The 19,620-nt window shown below is 39.8% G+C and carries 18 protein-coding genes; 14 read left to right on the top strand and 4 right to left on the bottom strand.

Annotated features, from left to right (window positions below):
* The first annotated feature begins 91 nt into the window (after positions 1-91).
* The 6 genes from FZC78_RS14390 to FZC78_RS14365 all read left to right on the top strand — a co-directional run bounded on the left by FZC78_RS14390 (position 92) and on the right by FZC78_RS14365 (position 5,365).
* Positions 92-1,174 (top strand): SDR family oxidoreductase, encoded by a 1,083-nt coding sequence (locus FZC78_RS14390; RefSeq protein WP_148940569.1) that lies wholly within the window; start codon positions 92-94, stop codon positions 1,172-1,174.
* A 126-nt stretch (positions 1,175-1,300) separates the two neighbouring features.
* Positions 1,301-1,762: a hypothetical protein gene (locus FZC78_RS14385; RefSeq protein WP_148940567.1), complete on the top strand. Its 462-nt coding sequence runs from the start codon at positions 1,301-1,303 to the stop codon at positions 1,760-1,762.
* Positions 1,763-2,341: 579 nt separating this feature from the next.
* Positions 2,342-3,154 carry a DUF5667 domain-containing protein gene (locus FZC78_RS14380; RefSeq protein ID WP_148940565.1) on the top strand — a complete coding sequence of 271 codons (813 nt, stop codon included), beginning with the start codon at positions 2,342-2,344 and terminating at the stop codon, positions 3,152-3,154.
* On the top strand, positions 3,151-3,279 hold the full coding sequence (locus FZC78_RS24600) for a hypothetical protein (protein ID WP_286365501.1): 129 nt from the start codon (positions 3,151-3,153) through the stop codon (positions 3,277-3,279). Before FZC78_RS14380 ends, FZC78_RS24600 begins: the two co-directional genes overlap by 4 nt.
* Before the next feature lie 167 nt (positions 3,280-3,446).
* On the top strand, positions 3,447-4,199 hold the full coding sequence (gene sigI, locus FZC78_RS14370; RefSeq protein WP_148940561.1) for an RNA polymerase sigma factor SigI: 753 nt from the start codon (positions 3,447-3,449) through the stop codon (positions 4,197-4,199).
* Positions 4,196-5,365: an anti-sigma-I factor RsgI family protein gene (locus FZC78_RS14365; RefSeq protein WP_148940559.1), complete on the top strand. Its 1,170-nt coding sequence runs from the start codon at positions 4,196-4,198 to the stop codon at positions 5,363-5,365. Before sigI ends, FZC78_RS14365 begins: the two co-directional genes overlap by 4 nt.
* A 48-nt stretch (positions 5,366-5,413) precedes the next feature.
* Here the strand turns inward: FZC78_RS14365 and FZC78_RS14360 are convergent, their stop codons facing one another.
* Positions 5,414-5,605 (bottom strand): alpha/beta-type small acid-soluble spore protein, encoded by a 192-nt coding sequence (locus tag FZC78_RS14360; protein ID WP_148940557.1) that lies wholly within the window; start codon positions 5,603-5,605, stop codon positions 5,414-5,416.
* A gap of 180 nt (positions 5,606-5,785) precedes the next feature.
* Here FZC78_RS14360 and FZC78_RS23730 point away from each other — a divergent pair, with 180 nt between their 5' ends.
* Positions 5,786-5,962 carry a hypothetical protein gene (locus FZC78_RS23730; RefSeq protein WP_187444942.1) on the top strand — a complete coding sequence of 59 codons (177 nt, stop codon included), beginning with the start codon at positions 5,786-5,788 and terminating at the stop codon, positions 5,960-5,962.
* Entirely contained in the window at positions 5,949-6,095 is a 147-nt protein-coding gene (locus FZC78_RS23725; protein WP_187444953.1) for a hypothetical protein, read from the top strand. Before FZC78_RS23730 ends, FZC78_RS23725 begins: the two co-directional genes overlap by 14 nt.
* Positions 6,096-6,288: 193 nt before the next feature.
* Here FZC78_RS23725 and FZC78_RS14355 read toward each other — a convergent pair whose 3' ends face one another.
* Positions 6,289-8,046, bottom strand: a complete 1,758-nt coding sequence (locus tag FZC78_RS14355; RefSeq protein WP_148940555.1) for a B12-binding domain-containing radical SAM protein — start codon at positions 8,044-8,046, stop codon at positions 6,289-6,291.
* 431 nt (positions 8,047-8,477) lie between these two features.
* Complete coding sequence (locus FZC78_RS14350; RefSeq protein ID WP_148940554.1) at positions 8,478-9,530, bottom strand: acyltransferase family protein; 1,053 nt, start codon at positions 9,528-9,530, stop codon at positions 8,478-8,480.
* A 445-nt stretch (positions 9,531-9,975) separates the two neighbouring features.
* Between FZC78_RS14350 and FZC78_RS14345 the strand changes: the two genes are divergently transcribed.
* From FZC78_RS14345 to FZC78_RS14315, 6 genes are all read left to right on the top strand, one after another.
* A complete protein-coding gene (locus FZC78_RS14345; RefSeq protein WP_148940552.1) occupies positions 9,976-12,141 on the top strand; it encodes a PAS domain-containing sensor histidine kinase in 2,166 nt (721 codons plus the stop codon).
* Between the two features lie 5 nt (positions 12,142-12,146).
* Positions 12,147-12,608: a methylated-DNA--[protein]-cysteine S-methyltransferase gene (locus FZC78_RS14340; protein ID WP_435874125.1), complete on the top strand. Its 462-nt coding sequence runs from the start codon at positions 12,147-12,149 to the stop codon at positions 12,606-12,608.
* 567 nt (positions 12,609-13,175) lie between these two features.
* Entirely contained in the window at positions 13,176-13,760 is a 585-nt protein-coding gene (locus FZC78_RS14335) for a metalloregulator ArsR/SmtB family transcription factor (protein ID WP_148940860.1), read from the top strand.
* Positions 13,761-13,969: 209 nt separating this feature from the next.
* Positions 13,970-14,170 carry an aspartyl-phosphate phosphatase Spo0E family protein gene (locus FZC78_RS14330; RefSeq protein ID WP_187444941.1) on the top strand — a complete coding sequence of 67 codons (201 nt, stop codon included), beginning with the start codon at positions 13,970-13,972 and terminating at the stop codon, positions 14,168-14,170.
* Positions 14,171-14,987: 817 nt separating this feature from the next.
* Positions 14,988-16,562, top strand: a complete 1,575-nt coding sequence (locus FZC78_RS14320) for a bifunctional metallophosphatase/5'-nucleotidase (protein ID WP_148940547.1) — start codon at positions 14,988-14,990, stop codon at positions 16,560-16,562.
* A 21-nt stretch (positions 16,563-16,583) separates the two neighbouring features.
* Complete coding sequence (locus FZC78_RS14315) at positions 16,584-17,042, top strand: MarR family winged helix-turn-helix transcriptional regulator (protein WP_286365500.1); 459 nt, start codon at positions 16,584-16,586, stop codon at positions 17,040-17,042.
* Between the two features lie 207 nt (positions 17,043-17,249).
* Here the strand turns inward: FZC78_RS14315 and FZC78_RS14310 are convergent, their stop codons facing one another.
* The gene (locus tag FZC78_RS14310; RefSeq protein WP_148940543.1) at positions 17,250-19,334 is read right to left on the bottom strand and encodes an ATP-dependent Clp protease ATP-binding subunit; all 2,085 of its coding nucleotides are present in this window, start codon (positions 19,332-19,334) and stop codon (positions 17,250-17,252) included.
* Between the last annotated feature and the right edge of the window lie 286 nt (positions 19,335-19,620).

Below are 19,620 nucleotides of genomic sequence, written 5' to 3'. Positions count from 1 at the left end.
GATTTTTCATCACCTCAAGATTGGACAAGTGCGGTCCGTTCAGTCTTGAGGTTTTTTTGTTTTTTTAAATATCAAAAAAAGGAGCAGAAGCATGGCAAACTACTTTATAACTGGATTCCCTGGGTTTATATCCAATCAATTAATCAAGGAAATGCTAAGCGATAATGATATTTTTTACTGTCTTCATGTACCATCAATGAAAGAAAAGGCTGCCCTAGAGGCAAGCAAGGTTGAAAAAGAAAAGGGAGTCAGCGGGAGGATTATTTTAATTGAAGGAGATATCACACAGGAAGATTTGAATTTAACCTCTTCTATTCAGGAAAAGTTAAAAGGAGAAGTTGAATATGTCTGGCACCTGGCCGCTATTTATGATTTGTCCGTTGCCCATGAGGCCGCTTATAAAGTGAATGTGATTGGAACAGAGAACATAAGTCGCTTTTGTTTGAGACTGCCGCGCCTGAGGAGATATGTTTATTTCAGCACGGCATTTGTTGCCGGAGACAGGGAAGGCAAGCTATTGGAATCTGAATTGATAAGGCCGGCAGCCTTTCACAATCATTACGAAGAAACAAAATTTGAAGCAGAATGCCTCGTAGACTCACTTAAAGAAAAATTGCCTGTCACTATATTCCGTCCAGGCATTGTGAAAGGAAGATCAGATACTGGTGAAACAAGTAAATTTGATGGTCCATATTTTATCATGAACATGTTTAGCCGTCTTTCTTTTTTACCAATCATTCCGGCTATAGGAGATGGCGGTAGTTTTGTGAATATCGTTCCGGTAGAATTTATCACAAGAGCTTCCATTTATCTGGGGCATTTATCCAATGCAGTCGGCAAAACCTATCACCTGACAGATCCCCACCCGTATAAGGTGAAGGAGATTTACAGCTCCATTTTATGGGAGTTGAACAGAAAAAAACCGGTAGGAAGTATTCCGCTTCGATTGGCTTCTGCCTCATTGAAGCTCTCACCTGTCCGAAAATATTTGAAAGTTGAAAAAGAAGCGCTCGATTATTTTTCCTGGAATGGATCATTTGACTGCACAGAAGCATTAGGGGATTTAAACCCCGCAGGGATTGTCTGCACTGACTTTTTGGAAACAATGGGGAGCATGGTCAAGTTCTACAAAGAGAACCGTAATGATCCGCATTATCATGTGATGGTGGATTAAATTTAGAAATAGCACAAGGATTAGAGGGTTTACTTCTTTTCTGCTTGTAAATAAAAGTAATAAGACTTCCATCTCTGTGCAAACTAAGGACAGTGAGACATTTTGGAGGAGATGGAATGAGAGTGGATGCATAAAAAAACGATTAGTAAGCTCGAAGCCATCTTGTGGAGTATTGCACTTCCCGGTTTTCCACAGCTTTTAAAAAATTCAGTTATCAAAGGAATTTTCTTTGTGGCACTGGAATTTTTAATTAATGTTCAGAGCAACTTTAATGAAGCTATCCGTTTAAGCTTTCTAGGGGAAACCAGATTAGCCGCACAGGTGATTGATTACCAGTGGCTTATGTTCTATCCATGTTTATATATGTTTGCCATGTGGGATGCGTTTAAGAGTGCTGAGGGGGAAAGAGGGAAGTATTCCTATCTGCCCTTCGTATTTACAGCTTATACGGTCACTACAGGGTTGATGGTATCACCTAAGGTCTTCATCAACGAAATTTTTATCGGACCAATTTTTTTTCCGATGCTTTGTGTCTTGCCTGGTGTAGGGGCCGGGTTGCTTCTAAAATACTTACTGCTTCGAACCTGAAGTTTGTACTGTATGCGATAAAAAGCTGTTTTTATAGGACTTAATTATCCAAAGGTGAAGGTGTCAGTAACTGCAGCTGCACCGATAATAAATGAAAGCCTGTGACCTTTGTCTGAAGTGGACATAGGTCCTTTTTTCTTGCCTTAAAGCCTAAATAAAGCAGTTGCTCCTTTTTGCATAACTCTGGTTGAACAAATTTCATTAGTCACTACAGGTTATTTTAGAGGTTTCACTAAATTTTTCATGAAAAATTCCAAAGCTATTAAAAAAGCACAGATTAAACAACCATCAGACTAACTGCCCGAAATGATGAAAACAAAAGAAAGGAATAATAACACCCCCAAAAGAGGACATCTACATCCGTAACTTTGTAGTGAAGCGATCGCTTGAAAACCAATCTATGAGGTGAACACATTGTCAAAACAGTCATAATTAAAAAGAACATCGTTAGCCATTTTCGCAGCTGGAACCTTTTTATTTTCTAGTACATTCGCGAATGTAAACAAAACTATCGAAACATTTGATTTTCAAGACGGTACTGAAGACCAATCCAATGTCAGTGTGAATGATGAAGCTGTTATGGATTCAGTTCAAGAAGAATTGGACTCTTTGGAAGAGGTCCAGGAATCTCCATCATTATTGCCGGGAGATTTCTTTTATTTTGCTAAGCTTATTTTAGAAAAAGTAAAGCTGGCATTTACAGCGGATGAAGTGAAGGAAGCCAAACTTTTAGCTCAATTTGCTTCGGAGCGCTTGGCTGAAGCTCAGGCATTATTCGAAGCAGGAGAAGAAGATAAGGGGATAGAAACAATTGAAAAAGCACTAGAAGCAATAGAGGAATCTGATACTGCTAATGAGGACAAGGAAGTGCCTGCTGACACTGATGATGTCGATTTAAAGGATGATCGTGCTGAGCAAGAAGAAAAAGAGAAAGAGAAAGAGAAAGAGATCGAAGAGGAAACTCTTACCGGGGAAGTGACTGAAGAGACAGAACAAGAGGAAGAGTCCCATGATGAGCGTGAAGAAGTTATGGTACATAATATCATTGCTCTCAAAGCAGCAATGGAAAAAGTGAAAAACCCTGCAGCGAAAGCGGCTCTTAAGAAAAATATTGAAAAAAGCTATGCGAAACTGGCAGCAAAAATCGTAAAGTCAGCAGAAAAAAAGGAAAGCGATGAACCAGCGGTTGAAGAAGAGACAGTAGCAGATTCAACAGAAGAAGCACAAGCTTCAATACCAGTTCCTTCTGTGAAAAAGGCAGAAAAAGAGCAGAAAGCTGATAAAGAGAAAAATAAGCAGAGCGTGAAATGGAAAGAGAAAGGCTCAAAGCAGAACGTGATGCAGAAAAAGAAAAAATCAAGGCGAACCATGAGGTACAGAAAGAAAAAGTGAGAACTGAACGGGAGAAACAAAAAGCTGAGCGTAAAGCGGCAAAAGAGGCAGGCAAGAAGGAACATAAAGAAAATAAAGGCAAGGGCCATGGAAATAAAGAGAACAATGGCAACAGCAATCATTAAAGATTACCTCATCACTTCCCAGAATTTAATGCGCAGACATTAGTCCAGGAAGACTGCCTTGCCCCAGCGGGTTTAATCTGTCAGGGGCAGGCAGCTTTTTCCCTAATCAATTGCCTTCAGCTTTGTTTTGAACATGATATAATTAAGGCTGGAGTGGGGTGAGACTGGTGCTGAATGTATTAATGATCTTTTCGGCAAAAAGAAATAAAAAAGAAACATTGGAATCTTCCGCAGCCCAAATTCAAAATGGGAATGAAGATTTATTGAATCAGATACTGGAAGATTATAAGCCATTTATCAAGAAAGCTGTTTCTTCTGTATGCAAAAGGTACATATACGAAAGCGATGACGAATTCAGCATTGGTCTTATAGCCTTTCATGATGCTATTTACAAATATAACAGCGAGCGCGGAGCATCGTTTCTGAGCTTTGCAGAAGTAATTATAAAAAGAAAAGTCATTGACTATATCAGAGCCAATGGCAGGCATCAAAACATCAGTGTGGATGTAAACGTCGAAAGTGATGAAGGAGAAACCCGGAACACAATTACTGACGCGTTGTCACTTGAGGAGTATACCAGAGGAAAAGAAGCCTCAGATAGAAAAGATGAGATTGCAGCTTTTACAAAAAAGTTAAAAGAGTATTCCCTCAGCTTTGAGGATCTTGTCAGCCATTCTCCAAAACATGAAGACGCCAGAATCAATGCCATATCAATAGCGAATACAGTGGTGTCCACACCGGCACTCATCCACTATCTGCAAGACAAGAAGAGGCTGCCGATAAAACAGCTGGAAAAACAGGTAGGCTTCAGCAGAAAAACGATTGAGAGAAACAGAAAATATATTATTGCTATTTCCATAATCATCATGGAGGACTTCTATTTTTTAAAGGACTACTTAAAAGGGCGGATGAATCAATGAAAAAAGGGATCGTTATGGAGGTTAAACCCAATACCATCGTCATGATGACACCTGAAGGCGAGTTTATCAAAACAAAGAAGCAGCCGACTGTACAGTATGAAATTGGTGAGGAGTTGACCTTCTTTCCTCAAACCAGTGACGGAAATACCCCCGGGCTTTTTCATAAATGGAAAGAGAAGCTTCGGATCAAACCTGTTATTACTGGTGCGGCCGCCATGCTGATGCTGTTCTTATTCATTTTTTCACCCATTTTCAAAGAGCCTGAGGTCTTTGCCTATGTCTCGGTTGACATCAATCCCAGCTTTGAATTGAGCATAGATCAAGACAAAGAGGTGGTGGATATCAAAGCGTTTAATAAAGAAGCCAGGAAAATGCTGCAGCAAATGGCTGATCCTGAAGGAAAGTCAATCGTCGCTGTTACGGACGAAATCATCGATCTCAGCTCTAAGGAAGGGTATATGGATGACGAGAAAAAGGTAACTGTAACGACAGTATTTACTAGAGAAGCAAAGACAAGGGATAAGAGTTCCATTGAAGAAGCAATCAAGCGCTTTTCAACAGAAAAATTAAAAGAAGATACTGTCGCCATCTCTTTAATCGACTCCAGTTATGAAGTAAGAGAAGAAGCAGCAGCTGCCGGTATGACGGCCGGGCAGTTAATAAAGCAAAAAGAAGAATCTAAAGAAATAAAAGAAAAAGCTCCTGCTTCTCCTTCAAAGACAAAAAATTCAAAAGCGGACGACCGAAAAGATCTGCCTAGAGAAATACCATCAAAAGAAGATAAAAAAACCTCTCATGCTAAAGAAAAACAAGCAGAGAAGGGTAAAAGCGAAGCAAATCCCGGGACGAAGGGTACTAAATCCCATAACGGAGCTTCCGAAATAAAGAAAGAGGATAGTAATAAAAATAATGGGAGTGGCAAAGGACATACTCCTCATGCTTCTGAAAACAAGGCTTCCCCTCCATCTCATACCCAAGAGAAGAGAGGCAATGGCAGTCCACATAAACAAAAAGAACAGCAGAAAAGCAATGGCAGCTCCAGCAGCCGGCCAAAACAGAAAGAAGAGCAGAGAGGCAAGGAAAAAGAGAATCGAAATGAGCGGAAAAATGACAGAAATGAACATCACGGTCCTAAAAATGATAAGGAAAAAGGAAATCGAAACTAAACAAGGCTGCCTGCGCAGCCTTGTTTTTTCATCCAAATCTATATTAAATTATTGGCCTTTAAGCTGTGTTTGAGCTTGTTTTACAAGACGTTTGGTGATTTCGCCGCCTACAGAACCATTTGCACGGGAAACTGTATCAGAACCAAGTGTAACCCCAAATTCTTCTGCGATTTCATACTTTACCTGATCCATGAACTGTTCTACACCAGGAACTAATAATTTATTTGAATTTCTAGCCATTGTGGCTTCCCTCCTCATTAATTTATTTTGTTTCTATTGTTATCTTTTCTAAAATGTCAAAGAAAATGAGTGGTAATTTTTCGCATGTCTATCTTGTAAGGGTGTGCGGTTTCATTTTGTATGAAAAAAAGGCAGACCGGAAAAACTAAACCCTAGTTCACAAAAAAGGAGCTGACCAACATGGCTAAGAGAAAAGCTGAATACGATGCTGCAGATAAAAACAATAAAACACCGAGAAAGAACCTGGCAGAACAGAAGGACTTCAGCGCTGAGTTTGCACAGGAAGAGGATCCAGCAAAAGCTAAAAACAGAAATTCAAAGCATGGAAGAGAAGGCAGGATGAATGATGAAAGATAACCGCAAACTGAAATCATCTGAAAAGCAAAGTTTTCAGGAAGAATTCGGAATAGAGTTCGGCGATTTCAATTCAGCCAAACATTTTGAAATTCCAGAGGCAAATAAGAAACAGGAGAACAAGAAGAAGTGCTAAGGAAGCGGGTATTCCTAAGCGGTAGAAAGTCATCTGAGGATTCTACACTGAAATAGCCGGTTAACTTTCGAGCGCTAAATCACTAAGAGGGACTGTCCCTTTCAGCACTTTAAAGTGGTAAAGAATATACGTTTTGTTATGCAAAAGTCCCGCAATCAACCGAAAGAAGAGAGCGGGGCTTTTACTGATATATTTAATTTTGTTCTTGAAGCAGAGAGTTTTCATGGGCAGTAAAGAGTTGTGCCGCTCCTGTGGCCGGATCATAGTAAGCCAGAAGGTAGCTAGGCTCAGCTTCAAACCCGGAAACTGCAGGTGTTACAGGGAGCTTTTCAAGAAGGGTGTGCTTATGCAAATCTTTCTCGTTAAGGCCTAATGTGACAAATTCGCTACCGAAGGCAGATGGCTCCCTCAGGATCGACTGATAAATCTCAGAGCGGCTGCGTTTATCCAGCTGTGACTGCCACCATGCCTTTCTTGGTTTATAACGCTGATTCTTCAAATAATCGTATTTCATGATCGCTTCGAGTGTCGGAAGTGACTCTGGATTATTCACCGAAAGGAATTCCTGCAGCCTCTTAAACAAGTCCTCAAGCTGGTGTCCGATTCTGGACCATCCACGCTCCTCCCAATACGAACCAAAGCTCTGGAACAAATCAAAGGGAGTCTCGAATACATGAGTGACAAGATATTCTACGGTCTGATCCATACGATGGTCATTCCAGTACTTCTCCAAAACATCTTCCACTTGTTTGATTCTCACAATATCATCGAAGCTGAGAACATTATTGCCCAATATTTCATATGGAGCATTATCCATATAAATATAGTCATGCTTATCAGCGTTGATTCTTAAGCCTGTACCACGAAGCATCTTAAGAAAACCAAGCTGAAGTTCTTCCGGCCTCATAGCAAACACATCATTGAAGGTTTTGCGGAAGGACTGGTAATCTTCCTCAGGAAGCCCCGCAATCAGATCAAGATGCTGGTCAATTTTCTCCCCTTCTTTGACCATGGTCACCGTTCTAGTCAGCTTGCTGAAATTCTGCTTTCTCATAACGAGGTCATTTGTCTCATCATTAGTTGATTGGACGCCGATTTCAAATCGGAACAAACCAGCTGGTGCCTCTTTATTTAGGAAATCAATAACTTCTGGACGCATGATATCCGCTGTAATTTCAAATTGAAATACAGTTCCAGGAAGATGTTCGTCAATCAGGAAACGGAACATTTCCATCGCGTAACTTCTGCTGATATTGAACGTTCTATCAACAAATTTAATTGTCTTAGCGCCATGTTCCATCAAGAACCTGATGTCCTCTTTGACTTTTTCTCTATCAAAGTAGCGAACGCCAACTTCAATGGAGGAAAGGCAGAATTGACAGCGGAAAGGACAGCCTCTGCTCGTTTCGATATAAGTGACACGCTTCGAAAGGTCGCTCAAATCTTCCTCGAACCTGAACGGGGAGGGCAGTTCTCTTAAATCCAGCTTATTACGCTGCGGATTGATTTTCACTTTGCCTTCTAATAAATAGCCGATCCCATTGACTTCAGTCCAGTTTTTTTCTCCATAAATCTGATGCAGTAACGTTTTGAACGTTTCTTCACCTTCTCCGATTACAAAGAAATCAACTTCTGGCAGCCGTTCAATCCAGTAAGGCACATCATAAGATACCTCGGGGCCGCCGAAAATAATGACCGTTTCAGGTGCTATTTTTTTCAGCATTTTAACCACAGCTATCGTCTCTTCAATATTCCATATATAACAGCTGAATCCAATTACATCTGCATTTCTTGTATAAAGGTCAGACACGATGTTCATGAGAGGGTCTTTAATGGTATATTCTGTAATTTCCACATGGTGTTCGGGCTCTGCAAATGCCTTGAGGTTTCTGATGGCAAGATTCGTGTGGATGAACTTGGCATTCAACGTACTTAATACAGCTTTCTTCATTTATAAACTCCTTCATAGATCAACTATTTCATGAATTTTTAATCATTAATTGTAAATCATTGAGGTGGCGGGCGCAGCCTGTCACCAAAAGCTACTTTAACATTGTACCCAAGCATGAACCCAAACTCAATGTTATTCAGTATTTTGTCCTATTTCCAAAATATATGAAGGAATTTGGGAGGGAGAATGAGAATATGTATAAAAATAAGGCTGTTTTCGCATATATTGTTGCTTTCGGATATCCCCGGATACTAAGAGTTTTAACTCTTAACGGGAAGAGCAGCTCTTTTCTTTTCGGTTTTGCCAGATTTCGTCTACGTTATAGGGTTATTTTGTTGAAATTAGTACCAAATAGCAACAAAGTTTACGAAAAGAGCCAAAAATAAAGACCGGCAAATGCCGGTCTTAGTTTGGTGTTGTTGAAAGGATATTTAATATTTCATGTCCTCAGTATATTTCTTTTTATTGTTCTTAAGGTCATTCAGCAGCCGGGAAAGTTTACTGGTTTTTAATTCTATCAGCGGCTGGGTTAAAGAGGTCAAAGGCCTGCTTGATAAAAGGATGGTCAATATAAATGATGCGGCCGTAAGCAGGAAAATCGACTGGATCGGAGGCAGCAGGTCCGTATAAGGGCTCTCTCTGAAAAACTTAACGAAAAAGCCGTGTATCAGATAAACATACAGCGTGCTTGCGCCCCATTTAGTAAAAAAGTGCCTGCTCTTTGGAACAAAAGAGAAAAAACTGAAAGCCATGATGATATTTAGAAGATAGACACCTGATCTTGACAGAGGACTGAAAATATCTTTTCCGCCAAGCTGCTCGTAAGATTTTGAGCCAAGCAGCCACTTATCTGAAAACTCCGGGACTGAGATCATGAAAATGAATACGGCTGCCGGTATGACTGCCGAAGCAATTCGAACTCTATTCGACCTGAGCATTGTAAAGTGCTCTTTCTTCAAATAATAGCCTAGAAGGAACAGCGGAAAAAGAACAAAAGTCCTTGAAAGGCTGAGGTAATTCGAGATGCTATCGATAAATCCTATGGCAATTCCGACCGCAAAAGCTATGAATAAAGCATTGTTCCTGGTTAAGTTCCACTTCCGGACAAAGAGATACAGCAGGATGTTCCAGCAGAATAAGCTCAGCAGAAACCACAGGGACCATTGAGGGTCATAGATATCAATAGTCAGACTGTTCCTATTGTAAAGGAAATAATAATAGATAGAATAGATTACCTGAAAAAGCAGATAAGGCATTATCAGTTTTTTAAACAGCTTCGGTATATAGCCCTTTTTATAAAATCCTTTGGCAAAGAAGCCCGAAACAATTATAAAGGCTGGCATATGGAAGGTATATAACGTTTTATATAATGCCAGAACATAGGGATCGTTCTCGATGAAAGAACGGATAAAATGGCCGAATACGACCAGGAAGATCAGGATGACCTTGGCATTGTCAAAGTAATAATTTCTGGTTGTCTTCACGCTGTTCACCAACTTTGAGTTATTTAGGCTCTTTTCGGAAACTTTGCTGCTATTTGATACTAATTCCGAAGAAATATCAATCTCTAGAAGGAAAAAATAGGGTAATATCGAAACGAAAAGAGCTGCTCTTCCCCGATAAGAGATAGACTCTTAGTATCCGGGAATATCCGAAAGAAACAAATAATCGAAAACAGCCATTATTTGAAAGATGATTTAATAGATGTTTTTGATTATTCCACTCTGGTTATCAAGCAAGGGAGCCTGGTAAGAGAAAACTCCTTCATTACGATACCAAAAATATAACTTAAAAATACCCTTTCAATCCTTTCTTAAACTATAAATAATGCAATCGATATATTCTGAAATTTCCTTGTAAACTAACTGACACAGAAGAAAGATACTATTATTGTAGGTAAAGATGTATGGTAAATAGGAGGAAAGAGCAATGACCAACAAACAAACATTCAAATCTGATGAAGAAATAAGTCCGTTGGATACAATAGACTTCAGGGGAATACTGGCTGCATCTCCCAATCCGATTTTGATCGTGGATAGCGATTTGATTATTATAGAAGCTAACTCATCAGCACTGGATTTATTTGAAATGGACCGAAGCGGTCTTCTTCATCAATCGTTCATCAGATTTTTTCAAGCCGTTCCGTCTCCTATCCTTTCACATTATGAAAATGCTGTGAGGGAAGGAGGGGAGATAGAAGATGAGACTTTGATGACTACAGAAGAAGGGATCATTAAACATATCGAGTTGAAAATAACCAAGATTAAACAGAGTGATTTTGCCTTCTTTTTTCTCAGAGATATAACCAGTGAACGAGAGAAGCAAAGAAATGATCACATGAATCTGCACATGTTAAATAACATCTTCCAGCAGGCAGCAGAAGGAATCATCCTATTTGATAAGGAGGGAAACATAAAAGAAGTCAATCAGGCATTCTGCAAGCAGGTGAATCTCCAAAAAAGAGATGTACTGAATAGAAGAGTCGCCTCTTTTATTCCTGAAAACTTTCACTTTAAAGTAGTGAAAATAAAAGAACTTCTAGATTCAGGGAGACAGGCACGGGGAGAGATGCCGATCACACATTCAGAAGGTGTATCTGTTGTAGAGTTTACAACGACTCCTTATGTGAATCACGAGCTTCATATGGCAATCCTGCGGGATATCACGGAAAAGAGACAGATGGAAATCCAGCTGAAACGCAGTGAGGAATTGTTTAAAGATCTGTTTGAAGAAGCAATTGATGCAATCGTTCTTTGGGATCAGGATGGCAGGGTGCTCCGTGCGAATCGTTCCGCTTTAAAGATCTTTGAGTGTACACTTTCTGAAATTTTGACAAAAAAGATTGAGGATTTCGTCTATCCCCTGGAAATGCATAAGTTTGAGTCAGTCACCCATAAATTAAAGGCAAAAGGAGCTGTCCGTGACGAGATTTTGTTTCTGATGCCCAACAATCAATTGAAGCACTTGGAATTCACCTCAAAACTTCACTCGGTGGATGGATATAATATGACCATATTCCGGAATGTAAGTGAAAGGCATCAAATGGAGAAGAGTCTAAGAGAAAGTGAAGAACGGTTCAGGAAAATTTTCGAAGGCACTCTGGATGGAATGGTGCTTACCAACCATTCGGGCCAAGTGGTCGATGCAAACCCGGTAGCCTTGGAAATTCTTTCTATAGGGAAAGACAGATTGATCGGCAGTGATATAAAAGATATTTTTATGATAAAAGAGAATGAAGACGAAGAATATCTTGACTATCAGTTAAAGTTGAAGGAAGAAGGCCATGCCAATTATATCAAATTGATTAAGATAGATGAGGAACGACTTCAACATTTAGAGCTTTCTTCCAAATATAATTTGCTTTCCAACTTGAATCTTACCGTTATAAGAGATATAACAGAAAAAGTGGAACTTCAAGACCAGCTGAGAAAATCGGACACTCTGTCTGTTGTTGGAGAACTTGCCGCCGGGATCGCTCACGAAATCAGAAATCCGATGACGGCATTAAAAGGGTTTATTCAGCTTCTCGAAAGCAGTATGGGAAAAGACCATGAAATGTATTTTCATGTTATAAAATCAGAACTTCAAAGAATCGATAGCATCATTACGGAATTTTTAATTCTGGCCAAGCCTCAGGCTGTGCAGTATCAGGAAACAGACCTTGCGAAGATCATGAGGGACACTTTGGAACTTCTGAATGCACAGGCAGTTATGCATAATGTTCAATTCAAGGAACGGTATAATACTGAGATTCCAAGCATTTTTGCAGAACCCAACCAGTTAAAGCAGGTATTTATCAATATCGTGAAGAATGCGATTGAGGTGATGCCGAAAGGAGGGACCATTTCCATTGCTATTTCAGAAATAGAAGAAAATAAAGTGAGAATTTCCATTTCTGATGAAGGAATTGGTATACCCAAAGAAAAAATCAAGAAACTTGGAGAACCGTTTTATACCACTAAAGAGAGGGGAACGGGTCTCGGATTGATGGTGACCTTTAAGATTGTGGAAGAGCATGAGGGTACAGTTGAAGTGGAAAGTGAACTGGGAAAAGGAACGACCTTTCACATTGATTTTCCCATCAAGAAAGGATGAGGTTTTTGAAGACGGAAAGTATGGTGGTTTCAAGTCCTGTAGGTAATGTAAGAATTACATCAGAAGATGATTTTCTTGTAAAAGTAGAATTTGTTACTGATAGGGAATCTGAAAGCCAGAATAAGATTCTCCAAGAGACAGCAGAGCAGTTGAGACAGTATTTCGCCGGGGGCAGAGAGACATTTGATCTGCCGGTAAAGTTAAACGGTACGCCTTTTCAAGAAGCAGTATGGACAGCTTTATGCGAAATTCCATTCGGAAGTACCTGCACCTATAAAGATATTGCAGATAAAATTGATAATCCCAAAGCTGTAAGGGCTATAGGACAGGCCAACAAGGCTAATAAACTGCCGATCATTATCCCGTGCCACAGGGTGATTGGAAAGAATCGGACACTGACTGGCTATGCGGGGAAACAGGTGGACAAAAAAGAAGTATTGCTGCAGGTTGAAAAGATTATATTATAAATGATATGCCACTGAAAAAGTCCAATGAAAATCTAAAGGGCAGGTATTATTAAAAGGCTGTTTTCGTATATATTGTTACTTTCGGAAAAATCCCAGGAGCCGGATTATTCCCCGTATACTAAGAGTTTTGACTCCAGTTGGGAAGAACAGCTCTTTTTTAGGGGTGTTACCAGATTTCATCTTCGTAATAGCATTATTTTTTCGGAATTGTATCAAATAGCAACAAAGTTTACGAAAAGAGCTTTAATGAAAATTTGATACTAAGTTGGTAAATGATTAAGTCTCTTCTTGAGGCTTTTTTTATTTCTTCACAACGATCTAAAAGCTCCGTCTTGCATACTATTACATGTCCCGCTTTCCTAAAAAAGTCCTTTATACAGTGTGCATCCAGCCGCACCAGCCAATACGAAAACAAGACTGTATTAGCGGGAGAGATATAGGTGTTCCTGGATGAAAACTCTGTGAGTGTAATTGTTTAAATATAAAAATGGAAAAAATCCTTGACAATTTCAACTGATTAGATGAATATTAAATTAGATATATATCGAATTAGATAGGGGGATTATGTTGCAGCTTGATAAACAAGTTTCTTTTTATAAAACAATGGGAGATCCAACAAGGCTTAAAATCATCACGCTTCTTAAAGAAGGGCCTCTTCATGGTTTGGCGATTGCCGGCAAACTGGGGCTTACTGCGCCAACAATTTCACATCATTTAACAAAATTGAGAGAAATCAACCTCGTATATTCTCTCAGGGACAAAAATTCACTGTATTATCACTTGAATAAAAAGGTCATCAAGCATCATGGAAATGTGCTTATGAATATGGCACAAGAAAGCAAGGGGGATGAAGAAGAAATGGAGAAGCGGCAAAAAGAAAAACAAAAGGTCTTAAATAACTTTTTTACTAATGATGGAACATTAAAGGGAATTCCTGCTCAGAGGAAAAAGAAATTATTTGTTTTTGAGCATCTGATGGAAGGGTTAAAGCCTGGTGTAAAGTATGAAGAAAAGGAGATTAATGAGTACATCAAAAAATTCCACGAAGATTATGCGACTATTAGAAGGGAATTTATTATAAATCATTATATGTATAGAGAGAATGGTATCTATGAAGTGAATCCCAAGGAGATGTGGGCGACTATTGAATGACTGTTAGAATCCTCAATCTTGATAAGATTGAGGATTTTGTTGTTTATTGTCATAATGGAGCCCCTTTGACAAAAAAGACTGGAGATTTTTGTCTTGTTTTAGCGATTCTATTTACTTTTATATCTGAAGTTGGGATACTTCAAAAGTATTATTATTTATGAATGAGAATTCAATTAGTGAAATACATAGAGAAGAAAGGTGAGAACTCAATGATTTTCCCACATGAGAAAGCCTGCGAAAAAGTAATCTTGTATAAAATCGCAAAGAAACAAAAAACAATGCTTAAAATAGGAGCCCGTTATGGATTGAACGATTATAGAACAGTTAGGATCAGCCAGGAGCTGGACAAGCTGATCACTATGTATCAGGAATTAAATTTTAGTAAAAGCGTCCAACAGCATCAAGTTTAAAGTTCCCGCAAAGGCGAGGGACTTTTTGCGTTCAAGAATAATTTATTCTTGTTCCTCCTTTCAAGCTGCTACCGCTAGCCCATTGAAAAATGGATACTTTCTCGCATTGCTTCAACCTATTTATACCATTTTTCCCCAATGATCCTGACTACAGTGTGCCCAGATGAACAACTGGGAACAAATGGGTCTGATTCTACTTGTCATCTTCATTGTAGTTACCATCATCGACTTTATTTCGTCAGCTATCAGGAGACGAATCGTTTAATGACAAAGGCTGTCCAAAAGGGTATACCTTGGGCGGCCTTTTTTATATTGGTGTTATTGAACCTGGTATTTTTAATAGCCTCTGTCAAAAAAATGTTGTTTTTAAAGGGTAAGTTGACTTCCGCTCCAGGTGTGCGACTCTGCCGGGCTTGGTGCTAGAACTTGACGACCGCTAGTCCCGAAGGAGATCGTACACCTTCCGCTTCAGTAAACCTATGCAGAGGAAATGAGAATCCATTGCACACTGGACCTACCAATTTTTGTTAACAATTTTGACGCAAAAATTAAAAAGAGCAGCAAGTTGATCAATCAATAATTGAACCCAAAATATCTTTTGACAATAATATTAACTAACAGAGCCTAATAATAAAGGACTGTATTTTCAGCTTGCAGTTCTTAGATGTCTCTTTTCGCTAGAGAGTAAACTCTTAATAAGCCGTGCTATCCAAAAACAGTAATATATGTAAAAACAGCCTTTTAGGTACAATTAGGTATATAGTACAATGGGGGAGAAATTTGATACAATAGAATTATGAGAGAATGCTGGAGGTAAATGATGTCACAAATAACCTTAACGATATTAGAAACAAGTGATATTCATGGGAATATTTTTCCTGTTAATTATGGTACGAATGAAATTCAGCCTCTGGGCTTGGGCAAGGCAGCAGCAATTATTAAAAAATATGGAAGTAAAAATGATCACGTTTTAACTATAGATAATGGTGATATCATCCAAGGGACTCCGCTTACCTATCATTATGTTAAATATAGGGGTTCTGAACCGAACCCTATGATAGAAGTACTTAACCATCTTCAATATGATGCAGCAGTAATCGGGAATCATGAATTCAATTACGGACTTCCAATCATGCAAGGAGCTGCAGAACAATCTTCCTTTCCGTGGCTTTCTGCAAACATCCTCGATAAGTCAACCGGAAGGCCGTACTTTGGGACGCCCTATATTCTAAAGGAATTCGGCAGCGGACTTAAAGCAGCAGTACTCGGCGTAACCACCCACTATATACCCAATTGGGAAAATCCAGAGCATATTCCAAATCTCGATTTTGCTGACGCATTTGAGACAGCAAAGCATTGGGTGACTCATATAAGGGAGAAGGAAAACCCTGAAGTGCTCATTGTTTCCTATCATGGAGGTTTTGAAAACGATCCTCATTCAGGAAAGCCGACTGAGTCACACACGAGTGAGAATCAAGGTTACAGGATGTGTACAGAGATAGATGGCATTGATGTCCTATTAACCGGGCACCAGCACCGCCAGTTAGCAGGAACGATTAATAATGTTTTAATCCTGCAGCCGGGGTTTAATGGTGAATATGTGGGTAAAGCAGATATAATATTTGAAAAGAGTGAAGGCAGATGGCATATTGTTGAAAAAAAATCAGAGCTTCTTCCAGCAGGTTCTGAAGAAGAGGACGAAGAAGTACTTCAGCTTGTGAATAAGTATGAAATCAGCACCCAGGAATGGCTCGATCAGCCCATTGGCTTCATAGAAGGAGATATGACGATCAAAGATCCTCTTCAGGCAAGAATGGTTGAACATCCGCTTGTCGAATTCATCAATAACGTCCAAATGGATGCTCTAGGTGTGCAGATTTCCAATACAGCGTTGTTTAATAACTCGGCAAGAGGGCTTCCGAGTACTGTCACCATGAGGGATATTGTATCAAACTATGTATACCCCAATACCTTGACGGCTATTGAAATCAGCGGGAAAGATATGAAGGATGCTTTGGAGCGTTCCGCTTCATATTTTCTGGTTGGCGCTAATGGAGAAGTCATTGTGAATCCTGCATTTTCAGTGCCAAAGCCACAGCATTATAACTATGATATGTGGGAAGGTATTGAATATACAATCAATATCAGCAATGAAATTGGAAAACGGATAGAAGGCCTGCAGTATAATGGCAAGCCCGTTGAGATGAATGAGAAATATGAAGTGGTTATGAATAATTACCGCGCTGGCGGCGGAGGAGAGTATCCTATGTTTAAAAACCGTCCAATCACCAAGTCCAGCCAGATCGATATGGCAGAAATGCTTGCAAACTATTTTCTAAAACATAAAACAGTTAAAGCGGCTGTAAACCATAACTGGAAAGTAGTAAAATAGGTACAACTATAATAAAAGGAAATGATAGCTATGGAAGACAGAAAAGATATTGAACAATCATTGAAGCTCTTCATTGTATTGTCCCGCGCTTATAAGGCAATCAACGAAGATGTACAAGTTTTTATTCAAAACAATGGATTGAACATGACAGAATTCGCCGTGCTGGAATTGCTTTACCATAAAGGGGACCAGCCTCTTCAGCAAATTGGAGGGAAAATCCTCCTGGCAAGCGGGAGCATCACGTATGTAGTGGATAAGCTTGAGAAGAAAGGGTTAATCAGGCGTGTGGCTTGCCCCAATGACCGCCGGGTAACCTATGCCCAGATTACAGAAGAGGGGAAAGATTTCATAGCTGAATTATTCCCGCGCCATGAACAGCAGATTCATAAGCTCATGTCCGTTCTCGACAATGAGGAAAAAGATACGGCGATCGAGCTGTTGAAACGAGTAGGACTATCTATTAAAGATTTGTCTTATTAAAAGAGTCTGTATGATCAACGGTAAATATAAAAGAGGAACCTCCCATTGAATTGGGAGGTTCCTCTTTTGTTAAGGCTGTTTTCGCATAGGTTGTTGCCATTTTAAAAGTAATGGATTTCCACTCCAGGCGCACGACTCCGCGGGGCGGGCGTTGAGCCTCGTCGGCTTTGCCTGTCGGGACTGACCAGGGCGCTTTCGCTTTTGAGATTACCTTACGATGATTTCATCTTGTTCCAGGACTGCGGTCATTTGTTTTTTATCTGGATGATCCAATATAAAGTCTGCAATTGTATCTTCGAGCTTTTCCTGGATGATCCTTCGTAATGGACGGGCCCCGAAGTCCGGGTGATAACCATCTTCCACCAGCTTTTCTTTGACTTCGTCAGTTACCGTCAGAGTAATGCTTTGTTCAGCAAGAACCGAGTAAAGCTCATTCAGAAGGATATCGACAATTTTCTTTAAAGCCGAGGTATCCAAGGAATTGAACTCCACGATATTGTCAAAGCGATTCAGGAACTCTGGTTTGAAATAATCTTTAAGATTATCTAGAATCGAAGTTTCCTTCATGGTGTGGCTCGTGAATCCTACATGCTTCTCTTTGAATCCGACACCGGCATTGCTTGTCATGATGATGACAGTATCTTTGAAACTGACAGTTCTGCCTTGGCTGTCTGTTAAGCGTCCATCTTCAAGGATCTGCAGGAACATGTGCTGGACATCAGGGTGTGCTTTTTCAATTTCATCGAGGAGAATAATGCTGTATGGATTTCTGCGCACCTTTTCTGAAAGCTGTCCGGCTTCTTCATGCCCTACATAGCCGGGGGGTGAACCAATCAGTTTAGATATACTATGTTTCTCCATATATTCACTCATATCAAGTCTGATCATACTGTCGGAAGTTCCAAACAATTCCTTGGCGAGCGTTTTGGATAATTCCGTTTTACCAACCCCTGTAGGGCCGATGAACAAGAAAGAACCAATTGGTCGGTTTTTGTTTTTAAGGCCGGCTCTGCTTCTCCTGATGGCTTTCGCAACTGTTTTTACAGCTTCCTCTTGGCCTATGACCTGGTTGTTGAGGAGCATTTGTAATTCTTTCATCTTCTGCTGTTCATCTTCTTGAAGCTTGCCTACGGGAATCCCTGTTTTCTTTTCGATCAATTTCTGAATCAACTCAGCGTTGACTACAGAATAATCTTGGTTGTCCTGTGCCTCTAAAGCTTTCTCCAACTCCATTTCTTCATCTCTTAGCTTGGCTGCAAGCTCATAGTTCTCTTTTGAAAGAGCATTTTCTTTATCGGCTGCTATTTGAGAAAGCCTGCTGCGAACCTCATCTTTATCCTTTTTGCCTTGACGGAGGTTTTCGTGAGAGCCGGCTTCATCCAGCAGGTCTATGGCTTTATCAGGCAGGAAGCGGTCCTGGATGTAACGTTTTGAGAGGATGACGCAGCTCTCAATGGCTTCATCGCTGTATTTTACTTCATGGAAGTCTTCATATTTTTTTTGAAGCCCTTTAAGAATCTGGATAGCGGCTTCTTCAGAAGGTTCTTTTACTTGAATGGGCTGGAACCGCCGTTCTAAAGCTGCATCCTTTTCGATTTGTCTATATTCATTAAGTGTTGTAGCACCAATTAATTGCAGTTCTCCACGCGCCAGAGCAGGCTTGAGGATATTTCCTGCATCCATGCTTCCTTCAGCGGACCCTGCGCCAACGATCAGATGAATTTCATCTATGAATAGAAGAATGTTTTTTCGGTTCTGAAGTTCTTCAATCAGCCCTTTAATCCGCTCTTCAAATTGTCCTCGGATGCCTGTGTTAGATACTAGAGATGCAACATCAAGAAGAAAGACTTCTTTATTCATCAATTTTGACGGAACCTGGCCTTTGGCAATCATGATGGCCAGTCCTTCAGCTATTGCTGTTTTTCCGACACCGGGTTCACCTATTAAAACAGGATTGTTTTTATTTCGGCGGTTCAAGACCTCTATCAATCTATCCAATTCTTCATCTCTCCCGATTACCGGGTCGATTAAATCGGCTTTGGCTAGGTGAGTTAAATTTCTTCCGTATTTGTCAAGGAAAGATTCCTCTTGGCCCTTTTTAGGAACGGCAGGTTTGAGAGATCCCTTTTGATTTTCACCAAAAAAGTTATGGAAAGGGCTGTGGCCCGAGTTAATCAATTCTTTCTCTTGAGAGTAGCATTCGTGACAGAGAAATAAAGACTTTTTATGTCCATTTACATTAAAGTGCAGATTCACTTTTGCAGTGTTTTCGTTACAATTTTGACAAATCATAAATTATTCCTCCTGTAAGAAAATGAGTATTAAATATTACTGACTTTTACTCTATCTATATAAATAGTAATGAGTTGTAAATGTTTGATCATTTCTGACCTTGATCAAATTATACTTTGACTAATTTTGACTTTCAAGAGTTATGCTTTGGTAATTATCTCCTTTAAGTGTGGATTTTGTACTTCTTAATCAACCTGCTTGTACATATGGTTAAATAGCGGCCTTAGGGTTGGATAAGGAGCGTCCGTGAAATCTTTCAAAAGTACAGCAAGTAATTGTGGGGTGG

It is taken from the genome of Rossellomorea vietnamensis, assembly GCF_008180415.1.
GTDB lineage: Bacteria > Bacillota > Bacilli > Bacillales > Bacillaceae_B > Rossellomorea > Rossellomorea vietnamensis_C.
The sequence above is the reverse complement of the archived record's forward strand: the minus strand, read 5'-3'. Positions and strand labels throughout refer to the sequence as shown.

Coding starts and splice junctions, on each gene's coding strand:
- FZC78_RS14310 (WP_148940543.1), bottom strand. CDS start 19,334: ATGATTTGTCAAAATTGTAACGAAAACACTGCAAAAGTGAATCTGCAC.
- FZC78_RS23725 (WP_187444953.1), top strand. CDS start 5,949: ATGATGAAAGATAACCGCAAACTGAAATCATCTGAAAAGCAAAGTTTT.
- FZC78_RS14360 (WP_148940557.1), bottom strand. CDS start 5,605: ATGGCTAGAAATTCAAATAAATTATTAGTTCCTGGTGTAGAACAGTTC.
- FZC78_RS14365 (WP_148940559.1), top strand. CDS start 4,196: ATGAAAAAAGGGATCGTTATGGAGGTTAAACCCAATACCATCGTCATG.
- FZC78_RS14330 (WP_187444941.1), top strand. CDS start 13,970: ATGATTTTCCCACATGAGAAAGCCTGCGAAAAAGTAATCTTGTATAAA.
- FZC78_RS14385 (WP_148940567.1), top strand. CDS start 1,301: ATGCATAAAAAAACGATTAGTAAGCTCGAAGCCATCTTGTGGAGTATT.
- FZC78_RS14345 (WP_148940552.1), top strand. CDS start 9,976: ATGACCAACAAACAAACATTCAAATCTGATGAAGAAATAAGTCCGTTG.
- FZC78_RS14315 (WP_286365500.1), top strand. CDS start 16,584: ATGATAGCTATGGAAGACAGAAAAGATATTGAACAATCATTGAAGCTC.
- FZC78_RS14355 (WP_148940555.1), bottom strand. CDS start 8,046: ATGAAGAAAGCTGTATTAAGTACGTTGAATGCCAAGTTCATCCACACG.
- FZC78_RS14390 (WP_148940569.1), top strand. CDS start 92: ATGGCAAACTACTTTATAACTGGATTCCCTGGGTTTATATCCAATCAA.
- FZC78_RS14380 (WP_148940565.1), top strand. CDS start 2,342: ATGGATTCAGTTCAAGAAGAATTGGACTCTTTGGAAGAGGTCCAGGAA.
- FZC78_RS14320 (WP_148940547.1), top strand. CDS start 14,988: ATGATGTCACAAATAACCTTAACGATATTAGAAACAAGTGATATTCAT.
- FZC78_RS23730 (WP_187444942.1), top strand. CDS start 5,786: ATGGCTAAGAGAAAAGCTGAATACGATGCTGCAGATAAAAACAATAAA.